The organism is Haloparvum sedimenti (genome assembly GCF_001462205.1).
Lineage (GTDB): Archaea > Halobacteriota > Halobacteria > Halobacteriales > Haloferacaceae > Haloparvum > Haloparvum sedimenti.
Genome location: NZ_LKIR01000134.1, coordinates 11,003 through 21,168, shown reverse-complemented (window position 1 = coordinate 21,168; position 10,166 = coordinate 11,003). Strand labels below are relative to the sequence as shown.

Here is a 10,166-nt window from a genome sequence, read left to right as displayed (position 1 = left end):
GGGGGTTCTACTGCGGGAACTGCGGTAGCCTCGACACGGCGATGGACACGATGGGTCGCATCGAGTGCAACGAGTGTGGCAACATCCGCAAGCCGGAGGAGTGGGACGCCGCCCACGAGTGATCCGCCGGCCGCTCCGGCCGACTGGCACCTTCGTACTCACACCGTGGCAAAGCTTAACACAGGTGCCGACGTATGGGTCGGTAGATGGCCCCTGGTACCACGCCACCGACGACCGAGGCCAGAGACGTTTTTCGCGAACTAGGGTACTCCGTCTCCGAGGACGGGTCGGACTTCGTCGCCGAACGCAAATGGCGACGCGTGCTCGTGACGCCGCTCGGACCGGACGACGCCACCGACCCGGAGCCGTATCTGGCGGACGGCGGCAGCCCGCCGCAGCTTCGCTGTTTCGTCACGTGGGACGACTCGGCCGCTGACCTCCGTAAGCACCTGCTCGACCTCAAGCCGCCGTTCGACTGGGCGGTCATCGGCGTCGAGGGCGGGGGCGAGTTCTCCGTGATGCAGGGCGCTCCGGGTAGTCCCTGACGCGGCCCGCACGACCCGACCGGCCCAAGCGGACATCACACCGACCGGGGTCGGCGTCCGGACCGGCCGCGGTTTTTTGTGACCGCCGAGCGACGGCGCTCGCATGAACGCCGTCCTCGACGCCGCCGTCCGCGTTCTCTCGGAGTTCCTCGGAGACATCGAGGCCGCACTGCCGCGTGTCGCCTCGGGACTCCTGTTCCTCGCGGTCGCCGCCGTGCTCGTGAAGGTCCTGATGACCTTCGTCGACCGCGTGCTCGTCCGCGCGCTCCCGGGCGACTCGCCGGTGTACCGGCAGTTCGTCGCCACCATCGTCGCGGGCTTCCTGTGGTACGGCGTCCTGCTGTCGTTCCTCTCCGTGGTCGGGCTCGGCGGCATCGCCGCGGCGCTCGGCACCGCGACCGGCTTCGTGGCGCTGGGCGTCTCCTACGCGCTCTCGGGGATGATCGCCGACGCCGTCTCCGGGGTCTACCTCCTCCGCGACCCCGACTTCAACCCCGGCGACCGGGTCGTCGTGGGCGACACGACCGGCGAGGTGCACGCCATCGAGTTGCGGAAGACGCGCTTCGACGTTGACGGCGATCGCCGCGTGCTCGGTAACGCCGAGATCGAGCGCCGCTGGACGAAGGTCGACGGCGGCGATGCGGCGGGGGCGGAAGACGCTGCAGAGACGGAAGACGCTGCAGAGACGGAAGACGCCGCAGATGCAGAAAACGAGGCGGCAGACGCGGAGGAGTCCGCGAACGGAGAGGCGACGGACGAAACCGAGGGCCTGGCGGACGACGCGACCGACGAGTCGAGCGACGACTGACTTTTCTCCCCCGTCCTGCGTCGGCCCGGTCCGTTTGGGACGCGATCCCGGCGTGTGGCTTTATGAAGAAGTGCGCCGGAGTAACACGCGTCATGGTCTACAAGAAGATCACCCTGATCGGAACGAGTACCGAGAGCTTCGACGACGCGGCCGACAACGCGGTCGACCGCGCCGAGGACACGCTCGACAACGTCTACTGGGCCGAGGTACAGGAGTTCGGCGTCGAAGTGAAGAACGCGCCCGAGCGGGAGTATCAGGCCGAAGTCGAGGTCGCGTTCGAACTGGAGGACTGAGGGCACGTCTTCGTCTTTCGCCGCCGCCTGCGCCGCCTGCCGCAGCCACACGATTTTTCGCCGGCCGTGCTGGATAGCGGCGTATGCCCGTCTCACGTGCCCCCGAGGATCCCGAAGTCCGCGAGTTCGAGACGACCGTCGAGCGCGTCGACGATCGCGCGGTCGTGCTCGGCGAGACGTACTTCTACGCCGAGTCCGGCGGCCAGCCCGCCGACCGCGGGACGATCGACGGCGTCGAGCTGACCGACGTACAGAAGGCCGACGGCGAGGTCGTCCACCACCTCGCGGCGGACCACGACCTCGCGGCCGGCGACGCGGTCGCGTGCGCCGTCGACGACGCCGTCCGCACCTACTGCATGCGCGCACATACCGCCTCGCACGTGCTCTACGGCGCCGCGCGGCGGCTGTTCGACGACCTCGGCTACGCCGGCTTCGACATCGGCACCGAGAAGGTCCGCGTCGACCTCACCACCCGCGACCCCATCGACGACGCGGAGCTCGTCGAACTGGAGCGGCTGGCGAACCGCGCGGTCTGGGACTCGCTGCCGGTGACGTGGGAGACGATGCCGGCCGCCGAGGCCCGCGAGCTCGACGACATCGCGTTCAACGACCGCACCGAGGAGGGGGCGATGAGCGAGGCGGCCGCCGACGCCGTCCGCGTCGTCACCGTCGAGGGGTGGGACACCGCCGCCTGCGGCGGCACGCACGTCCGAAACACCTCGGATATCGGCGAGATAACCGTCCTCGACCGCTCGAACCCCGGCGAGGACGCGACGCGCGTGGAGTTCGCTGTCGGCCCGGTCGCGGTCGACGAGGCCGCGGAGGTCCACGCCGCGGCCCGAGAGGCGAGCCGGACCCTCGACGCGAGCGTCGCGGAGCTTCCGGCGGCCGCGGAGCGACTACGTGAGGAGCGCGACGACCTCGCCGCGGAGGTCCGCGAACTGCGGACCGAACTCCTCGACGCCCGACTCCGGGAGCTCCCGACCGTCGAGCGGGAGGGATCGACGTGGGCTGCGGGGACGGTCTCCAACGCCGGTCCGAACGACGTGCGCGAACCGCTCTCGGCGCTGGTCGGGGACGAGGACGGGCCAGCCGTCGCGGCCGTCGCCGGCGAGGACGGAAGCACCTTCCTCGCGGTCGCCACCGCCGACCCCGACGCGGCGGACGCCGGCGAGATCGTCGAGGACGTGACCGACGCGTTCGGCGGCGGTGGCGGGGGCGGCCCCACGTTCGCGCAGGGCGGGGGGCTCGACGCGGCCCCGGAGGCGGTCGCGGCGTTCCTCCGGGGCGAGACCGACCGGGAGTAGCCCCCGCGACCGCCCCGGCCGCGCGGATCGTTCACCTTTTTCGGTGCGGTATCGTACTCGGGCGCATGACAGGCGCACGGACTGGCTCCGCGCTCACCGCGGAGCAGCAGGCGATCAAGGACCTCGTCCGGGAGTTCGCGGTCGAGGAGGTCCGCCCGGAGATGGCCGCGGCGGACGAGGCCGAGACCTTCCCCGAGGACGTGTGGGACGGGCTCGCGGAGCTGGACCTGACCGGGCTGACGGTCCCCGAGGAGTACGGCGGCTTCGGCGCCGACAGCACCACCTACGCGGTCGTCAACGAGGAGCTCGCGTACGGCGGGCTGGCGGTCGCGACCGCGCTGTCGGTCCACTGTCTGGCGACCTCCTGTATCGCCGCGTTCGGCTCGGAGGCGGTCAAGGAGGAGTGGCTCCCCGAGATGGTCGACGGTCGCCCGGTGGGGATGTTCTGCCTCTCCGAGCCGGATGCCGGCTCGAACCCCGCGGAGATGTCGACGAGCGCGAGCTACGACGACGAGGCCGACGAGTACGTCCTGAACGGACAGAAACAGTGGATCACGAACGGCGAGCGGGGCGGCGTCGCGGTCGTGTTCGCGAAGGTCGACGGCGCCGACGACGGCGTCACCCAGTTCCTCGTCCCGGCCGACGCGGAGGGGTTCGAGGTCGGCAAGAAGGAACACAAACTCGGCCTGCGCGCGTCGGACACCACCGGCATCACCTTCGACGACTGTCGGATTCCGGCCGAGTACCGGCTGACCGAAGAGGGCCGCGGGCTCTCGGCCGCCTTCCGCACGCTGACGGAGGGCCGGGTCGGAATCGCGGCCCAGGCGGTCGGGCTCGCGCAGTCGGCGCTCGATGAGGCGCAGGCGTACGCCGAGGACCGCGAGCAGTTCGGCGACCCCATCGCCGACATCCAGACGATCAGACACAAGCTCGCCGACATGGCCACCCGGATCGCGGCCTCGCGGCTGCTCGTCCGCGAGGCGAGCCGGCAGGCCGACGCCGGGGAGGACAACCGCGTCGCGGCCTCGATGGCGAAGTACTTCGCGAGCGAGACGGCGATGCACGTCACCAACGAGGCGGTCCAGATCCACGGCGGCTACGGCTACACGACCGACTTCCCGGTCGAGCGCCTCTACCGCGACGCGAAGATCACCGAGATCTACGAGGGGACGACCGAGATACAGAAGACGATCATCGCGCGGGGGCTGTTGGACTCGTGAGCGAACCCTCACTCGACGCTGCCGCGCTCGACGCCGCGGAACTCGCCGCGCTCCACGGGGAGTTCGGCACCGTGGTCTACGACCTCGACGGGACCCTCGTGGACCTGGTCGTGGACTGGGGTGCGGTCGCCGAGGACGTGATCGCCGTCTACGAGGACGCGGGGGCGGAGCCGCCGGGGGACGGCCTGTGGGAACTGCTCGGCACCGCGCCGAAGTACGGCCTCGAAGCCGAGGTCGAGGCGGCGATCGCCGCACACGAACGCGAGGGCGCCCGCGCCTCGGACCGGCTTTCACACGCGGACGCGCTCGACCCGGCGACCGCCGGACGCACCGCGGTCTGCTCGCTCAACTGCGAGGACGCCTGTCGGATCGCGCTGGACGCTCACGGACTGACGCCCGGCGTCGCCGCCGTCGTCGGCCGCGACACCGTCTCCACGCACAAGCCGGATCCCGAACCGCTGCTGTCGGCCGTCGACCGCGTCGGCGGCGACCCCGAGGACGCCGTCTTCGTCGGCGACTCGGAGCGAGATGCGGTGACCGCCGAGCGAGCGGGCGTCGCGTTCCGGTGGGTGTAGTCTGACCACGGAGCGGAGCGCTACTGATGCGCTGCTGATGCGGTGTAGTTGCGGTGCAGTTGCGGTACAGTTACGGTGCGGTCGGCGCGCGCGACCTCGACGCGCGCGAGGGAGGCGGCGGCGCGGCCGCCTGCTGTGCGGTGCGGTTTCGCGGCCGCGCCGCAGCCGAGGCTGGGGAGGTGCGAGGCTGCGGTGCGGTCGCGGTGCGGAGCGGGACAGTCGCGGTGGGTGGGGCTTTCCGGGCGTTACTGTCCAACGTGGCAGGATCAGCAGCAGTCACAGAAAACCCGCACACGTCTGAGGGAGAGCCAGCTTGACGCTTTCGAGGTGGCGCCGTCCCGATCGGCCGCACCGCCGCGGTGACAAAAAAGCCCCAGCCGAAAAAGCGCGCAACAGCGACGCCACTCCACGACGTATCGTCGTCGGTCAGCGTTCGTCGACCCCGTGTTCGTCGTCGGGCACCCCCGCTGCGGTCGCGGAGCGGTAGAGGCCGACGAGCGCGAGCGTCGTCAGGACCGCGCCCTCGATCCGGGCCGCGGTGTACACCCAGTCGCGGGGCTCGGCATCGCCGCTCTCGCGATACGCCACCCGCGTGGCGCCGCGGACGACGGCCCGCGGAGCCGCCAGTTCGACGACGCCCAACAGCCCGATCAGTAGTCGGAGGTGGTTGCGCATACCCGCACTTCGGTCGGAGCGGCGATAAGCCATGCGGCGATCGCGACGGCCGAACTGTCGGCGCAAGAACTGCCGGGAACTACGACCCGCCGTAGACCGACGGGATCATCCGCACCACGTCGCCGTCGGACACCGGAGTGTCCAGCCCATCGAGATGCCGGACGTTCTTCCCGTCGCGGGTGACGACGACCTCGCCGGCGAGGCCGTCGTCCTCGGCGTCGAGAAGTCGCCCGGAGAGGGACGGGTACCGGGCCTCGACCTCCTGTAACAGGCCGCGGTACGTTGTCGCGTCCGTCTCCAGCGTGGCCGACTCGATGCCGGCATCGTCGCGGAACGGGCCGAACAGACGGAGTTCGACGTACACGGAGCGATAATCGACCGGGATCGGCGTATAACCGTCGGTCGCGGCGGGATGCGCACGCGACCGTGATGCGTCACGTCTCCCACCCAAGGTTTGCGGGAACCCGGGAGCCGCGCCACATCTCGCCATATCCAGCTTGCATAAACGGACAGGGTATGTATAACCGACCGTCATGGACACGGAGTTCGCCTACTGGGTGCCGAACGTGAGCGGCGGGCTGGTCGTCTCCGACTGGGAGATGGACACCGACTGGACGTACGACTACAACCTCGACCTCGCACGGACGGCCGAGGACGTGGGCTTCGACTACGCGCTGGCGCAGGCGCGCTTCTTCGGCAGCTACGGCGCCGACCGCCAGCTTGAGGCCCTCTCCATCGCCAACGCGCTCGCGGCGCAGACCGACGAGCTCCACGTCATCGGAGCGGTCCATCCCGGGCTCTGGGAGCCGGGGCCGCTCGCGAACTTCATCGCGACCGCGGACCGCATCAGCGACGGCCGGTTCTCGATCAACGTCGTCTCCGGCTGGTTCAAGGGGGAGTTCACCGGCTTCGGCCAGCCGTGGCTCGAACACGACGAGCGCTACGCGCGCTCGGAGGAGTTCATCGAGGTCCTCAAGGCGCTCTGGACGGAGGAGTACGCCACCTACGACGGCCGCTTCTACACCATCGGCAGGGACATCGACGGCTTCGAGGGCGCGCCGCTGGAGCCGAAGCCGGTGCAGGACCCGTATCCGCAGGTGTTCCAGGGCGGCAACTCGCAGGCGGCCCGCGAGATGGCCGCGCGCAACGCGGACGTGCTGTTCATCAACGGCGGGAGCCTCCAGGAGATCCGCGCCGTCATCGAAGACGTGGAGGAGTACGCCGAGGAGTACGGCACGGAGCCGCCCCGGTTCGCCGCCAACGCGTTCGTCATTCAGCGCGAGACCGAGGCGGAGGCCAAGGAGACGCTGGAGGGCATCATCGAGAACGCCACCGACGAGGCGGTCGACGCCTTCCGCGAGCAGGTCAAACAGGCCGGCCAGTCCTCCGCCGAGGGCGAGGGGATGTGGGCCGACTCCGACTTCGAGGACCTCGTGCAGTACAACGACGGCTTCAAGACCGGCCTCATCGGCACCGACGAGCAGATCGTCGAGCGGATCCGGAAGTTGGACGCGATCGGGATCGACATCGTGCTCGCCGGCTTCCTCCACTACGACGAGGAACTGGAGCGGTTCGGCGAGACGATCATCCCGGCCGTCGAGGAGGCGGAGCCGCTCGATCCCGAGGACGTGACCGAACCGGACGAGGTCGAGGATGTCGGCGGCGCGAAGGTGGCCAGATGAGCGACGACGCCGCCGCCTCGGCCGACCGCACGGTCCTCGGCATCGTCGGCAGTGTGACGACCGGCTCCAAGACGCGGGCCGCGGTCGAGGCAGTACTCGACGCCGCAGCGAGCGATCGCGAGGGGGTCGAGACCGACCTGCTCCATCTCGCAGAGTACGACCTCGAGACGGCCGACGGCCGCGGCATCGACGCCTACGAGGGCGACACCGCCGACGCGCTCGCGAAGATCGTCGAGGCGGACGCCTACGTCGTCGGGACCCCGGTCTACCGCGGGTCGGTCTCGGGCGCGCTCAAGAACCTGCTCGACATGGTGCCGCGCGGGATGTGGCAGGGCGACGTGGCCCCCTTCGAGGACGCCGCGGTCGGCCTCGTGGCGACCGGCGCGACGAACCACCACTACCTCGCGATCGATCAGGAGCTCCGCCCCCTGTTCGCCTTCTTCGGCGCACACACGGTCGGCGGGAGCGTCTACGCGACCGACGACGCCTTCGCGGACCGCGAAGGCGTGGACGGCGAGGGCGGGGGAAGCGACGGCGAGGGGCCAGTCCTCGACGACGCGGACGTGGCCGACCGGCTCGCGACCCTCGGGACCGCGACGGTCGACCTCTCGCGGGCGGTCGAGGGGAGCGACGCGCTCGGCGGCCTCGGCCCGCAGTTCTGACCGTCGTTCGCCCGGGCGTTTTCTGAACCGGTCGGCGTGGACGCTTTTCTGAGAAAGGACGGCGTGCTCAGAACACGTGGTGCAGCATCGCGTAGACGCCGACGCCCATCGCGAACGAGATCAGCCACAGCGGCGCGGCGATCCGGCCGACCGTCCGGTGGTGCGTCTCGTACACTTCCGCGACCGGCCGCGTCGCGGCCAGAAGCAGGGCGTAGAACAGCAGCGGGATGCAGACGATGGCCAGAAGCATGTGGACCGCAAGCACCGGCAGGTAGACGTAGCGGTAGTAGACCTCGGGCCCGGGGAACGGCGTCGTTCCGACGAGCGTGAGCCGCCAGAGGTAGCCCGTCAGGAACGCGGCGAACAGCAAGAGGGAGGTCCCCATCAGCGCGCGGTGTCGGGCGACGTTCCCGCGCCGGATCGCGCGCCAACCGAGCGCGATGGTACCGATCGCGGTCAACGAGAAGGCGGCGTTGAGGTGGGGGATCGCGGCGAGGACGGCATCGCCCGGGTGCGGGACGTACGTCGTCGGGATCGACTGGGTCGCGGCGCCGAACACCAGCCCGAGCGCGAGGACCGAGCAGACCGCCGTCAGAAGCGGGACGTGATCGCGTGGGCGGAACTCCATACCGGCGACTGGGGCGCCGGCCGCAAAACCGTTGGCTCCGCGGCGGGGAACGTCCGGTCGGAGTCGGGTGACAACCCGATACACGCGGGCGTCGAATGGAAGGGCTTTTAATCGGCGCCGGGGTACGTGATGACGCGAAGAACCACAGCGAGCGTGGGTAGCCAAGCCAGGCCAACGGCGCAGCGTTGAGGGCGCTGTCCTGTAGAGGTCCGCCGGTTCAAATCCGGTCCCACGCATCGTTCGGCGGCACACCCGCCACCGATGCACGGTGTTGTCTCTACGACAGCACCCACGCACAATCCTTCCGACGCTACGCTCCGAGCGGCAGTACCGGCGATGGATCTCCGGACGGTTCCGTCCCCATCCGCGAGCCGCGCTTTTAAAACCTCCCGGGGCCTTAGCTCCGAAACATGACGAAGTACTCGACGGGGTCGGGCGGCGGCGCCGGCGACGGCGACGCCTGCGAGCTCTGCGGTGCGGAGACGGGCAACCTGCGGAAGGCGAACGTCGCCGGCGCGGAGCTGCTGGTCTGTTCGAGCTGCAGCCCGCACGACGACTCGGCACGCTCGCGCGGCGGGTCCGGCGGGTCGAGCGGCGGCGCCAGCAGTCCGGGCGGGAGCTCCGGCGGTTCCGCAGAGAGCCGCGACGAGGAGAGCCGGGCGAAGCGCGCCGCGCGCAAGCAGGCGGAGGTGTACGACGCCGGCCGCGGCGACTCCTCGCACTGGGAGGAGGAGGGGACCAACTACGAGAAGGACCGACTCCCCTACCTCGTCTCGGGCTACGGCGACGTGGCGGAGGAAGCGCGACAGGACGCCGGGCTCACCGTCGAGGAACTCGCCGCGGAGCTCGGCGTCGAGGAGGACGACGTGCTCGCGGTCGAGCAGGGGCGGGCGGCCCGCGCGAACGTCGGCGGGTCGGTCGTTCGCGCCATCGAGGAGCGACTCGGCGCGGACCTGATCGACGAGTAGGCCGGCAGCGCCGGCGAGCTCACGAAGTTCCGCCGGCCGACCCGAAACGTCCATCCCCCGAGGCGCCGAGGGTCCGGTAATGAAGGCGATCAAGGACAGCGTCCACGACTACGTCACGCTCGACGCGGTCGCCGCGGACCTCGTCGACACGCCCGCGTTCCAGCGGCTCCGGCACGTCAAGCAGCTCTCCACCGTCAGGCTCGTCTTTCCCTCCGCGAACCACACCCGTTTCGAGCACAGCCTGGGCGTCTACCACCTCGCCTCGCAGGCGCTCGACCACCTGCCGGTGGACGACGACACCGCCGCGCACGTCCGCGCGGCCGCGCTCCTCCATGACACCGGCCACGGTCCGTACGGCCACCAGACCGAGCGCGTCATCCGGCGCGCGACCGGCCGGGACCACGACGAGATCGAATGGCTCCTGACCGACCCCGAGCGGGAGGTCTGTGCCACGCTGGAACGCCACGGGCTCGACCCGGAGCGCGTCGCGGACCTCGTGGGGGGCGAGGGCGGCGTGGGACAGCTCGTTTCCGGTGAACTCGACGTGGACCGGATGGACTACCTCGTGCGCGACGCCCACCACACCGGCGTCCCCTACGGCACCATCGACCACGGTCGGCTCGTCCGCGAACTCCGGCTCGACGGTACCGGCGGCGTCGACGGGACGGGAGACGTGGACGGCGCGGGACGCGACGCGGACCTCGTGCTCGCGGAGGGGAACGTCGCCACGGCCGAGAGCCTCCTCCTCGCGCGCTCGCTGATGAACGCCATCGTCTACAGACACCACGTCTCCCGGGTCGCGG

13 protein-coding genes, 1 tRNA gene and 1 pseudogene are annotated in these 10,166 nt (G+C 70.4%); 12 read left to right on the top strand and 3 right to left on the bottom strand.

The genetic code is table 11. The annotated features are described in order from the left end of the window. From AN233_RS18095 to AN233_RS11920, 7 genes and pseudogenes are all read left to right on the top strand, one after another. Positions 1-122 (top strand): DUF5816 domain-containing protein (locus AN233_RS18095; RefSeq protein ID WP_245626069.1); only part of this gene is annotated, 122 nt, incomplete at its 5' end. Between the two features lie 84 nt (positions 123-206). Beyond that, complete coding sequence (locus AN233_RS11945; protein WP_058367010.1) at positions 207-545, top strand: DUF7116 family protein; 339 nt, start codon at positions 207-209, stop codon at positions 543-545. 103 nt (positions 546-648) lie between these two features. Then, positions 649-1,176: pseudogene (locus AN233_RS11940) on the top strand (mechanosensitive ion channel domain-containing protein); the annotation flags it as partial. A 269-nt stretch (positions 1,177-1,445) separates the two neighbouring features. Then, positions 1,446-1,646, top strand: a complete 201-nt coding sequence (locus AN233_RS11935; RefSeq protein WP_058367009.1) for a dodecin — start codon at positions 1,446-1,448, stop codon at positions 1,644-1,646. An 83-nt stretch (positions 1,647-1,729) separates the two neighbouring features. Beyond that, positions 1,730-2,953: an alanyl-tRNA editing protein gene (locus AN233_RS11930; protein WP_058367008.1), complete on the top strand. Its 1,224-nt coding sequence runs from the start codon at positions 1,730-1,732 to the stop codon at positions 2,951-2,953. Between the two features lie 65 nt (positions 2,954-3,018). After that, positions 3,019-4,173, top strand: a complete 1,155-nt coding sequence (locus AN233_RS11925; RefSeq protein WP_058367007.1) for an acyl-CoA dehydrogenase family protein — start codon at positions 3,019-3,021, stop codon at positions 4,171-4,173. 71 nt (positions 4,174-4,244) lie between these two features. Then, positions 4,245-4,748 carry an HAD family hydrolase gene (locus AN233_RS11920; RefSeq protein ID WP_058367023.1) on the top strand — a complete coding sequence of 168 codons (504 nt, stop codon included), beginning with the start codon at positions 4,245-4,247 and terminating at the stop codon, positions 4,746-4,748. Between the two features lie 426 nt (positions 4,749-5,174). Here the strand turns inward: AN233_RS11920 and AN233_RS11915 are convergent, their stop codons facing one another. Together AN233_RS11915 and AN233_RS11910 are read right to left on the bottom strand one after the other, a co-directional pair. Further along, positions 5,175-5,423: a hypothetical protein gene (locus tag AN233_RS11915; RefSeq protein ID WP_058367006.1), complete on the bottom strand. Its 249-nt coding sequence runs from the start codon at positions 5,421-5,423 to the stop codon at positions 5,175-5,177. A gap of 79 nt (positions 5,424-5,502) precedes the next feature. Then, positions 5,503-5,787, bottom strand: a complete 285-nt coding sequence (locus AN233_RS11910) for a ubiquitin-like small modifier protein 1 (protein ID WP_058367005.1) — start codon at positions 5,785-5,787, stop codon at positions 5,503-5,505. 169 nt (positions 5,788-5,956) lie between these two features. Here AN233_RS11910 and sfnG point away from each other — a divergent pair, with 169 nt between their 5' ends. Both sfnG and AN233_RS11900 read left to right on the top strand, forming a co-directional pair. Further along, positions 5,957-7,105, top strand: a complete 1,149-nt coding sequence (gene sfnG, locus AN233_RS11905) for a dimethylsulfone monooxygenase SfnG (protein ID WP_058367004.1) — start codon at positions 5,957-5,959, stop codon at positions 7,103-7,105. Then, the gene (locus tag AN233_RS11900) at positions 7,102-7,767 is read left to right on the top strand and encodes an NADPH-dependent FMN reductase (protein ID WP_058367003.1); all 666 of its coding nucleotides are present in this window, start codon (positions 7,102-7,104) and stop codon (positions 7,765-7,767) included. Before sfnG ends, AN233_RS11900 begins: the two co-directional genes overlap by 4 nt. Before the next feature lie 67 nt (positions 7,768-7,834). Here the strand turns inward: AN233_RS11900 and AN233_RS11895 are convergent, their stop codons facing one another. After that, positions 7,835-8,395: a DUF420 domain-containing protein gene (locus AN233_RS11895; protein ID WP_058367002.1), complete on the bottom strand. Its 561-nt coding sequence runs from the start codon at positions 8,393-8,395 to the stop codon at positions 7,835-7,837. 151 nt (positions 8,396-8,546) lie between these two features. Here AN233_RS11895 and AN233_RS11890 point away from each other — a divergent pair. From AN233_RS11890 to AN233_RS18090, 3 genes are all read left to right on the top strand, one after another. Further along, a tRNA-Leu gene (locus tag AN233_RS11890) sits at positions 8,547-8,631 on the top strand. Between the two features lie 174 nt (positions 8,632-8,805). Further along, positions 8,806-9,363: a helix-turn-helix domain-containing protein gene (locus AN233_RS11885; protein WP_058367001.1), complete on the top strand. Its 558-nt coding sequence runs from the start codon at positions 8,806-8,808 to the stop codon at positions 9,361-9,363. Positions 9,364-9,442: 79 nt separating this feature from the next. Next, positions 9,443-10,166, top strand: a 724-nt coding sequence (locus AN233_RS18090; RefSeq protein WP_245626068.1) for an HD domain-containing protein, incomplete at its 3' end; no start/stop codon positions are given.

Excerpts from the sequence above, each read along its gene's own strand:
- AN233_RS11945 (WP_058367010.1), top strand. The coding sequence starts at position 207 with ATGGCCCCTGGTACCACGCCACCGACGACCGAGGCCAGAGACGTTTTT.
- AN233_RS11935 (WP_058367009.1), top strand. The coding sequence starts at position 1,446 with ATGGTCTACAAGAAGATCACCCTGATCGGAACGAGTACCGAGAGCTTC.
- AN233_RS11930 (WP_058367008.1), top strand. The coding sequence starts at position 1,730 with ATGCCCGTCTCACGTGCCCCCGAGGATCCCGAAGTCCGCGAGTTCGAG.
- AN233_RS11925 (WP_058367007.1), top strand. The coding sequence starts at position 3,019 with ATGACAGGCGCACGGACTGGCTCCGCGCTCACCGCGGAGCAGCAGGCG.
- AN233_RS11915 (WP_058367006.1), bottom strand. The coding sequence starts at position 5,423 with ATGCGCAACCACCTCCGACTACTGATCGGGCTGTTGGGCGTCGTCGAA.
- sfnG (WP_058367004.1), top strand. The coding sequence starts at position 5,957 with ATGGACACGGAGTTCGCCTACTGGGTGCCGAACGTGAGCGGCGGGCTG.
- AN233_RS11900 (WP_058367003.1), top strand. The coding sequence starts at position 7,102 with ATGAGCGACGACGCCGCCGCCTCGGCCGACCGCACGGTCCTCGGCATC.
- AN233_RS11895 (WP_058367002.1), bottom strand. The coding sequence starts at position 8,395 with ATGGAGTTCCGCCCACGCGATCACGTCCCGCTTCTGACGGCGGTCTGC.
- AN233_RS11885 (WP_058367001.1), top strand. The coding sequence starts at position 8,806 with ATGACGAAGTACTCGACGGGGTCGGGCGGCGGCGCCGGCGACGGCGAC.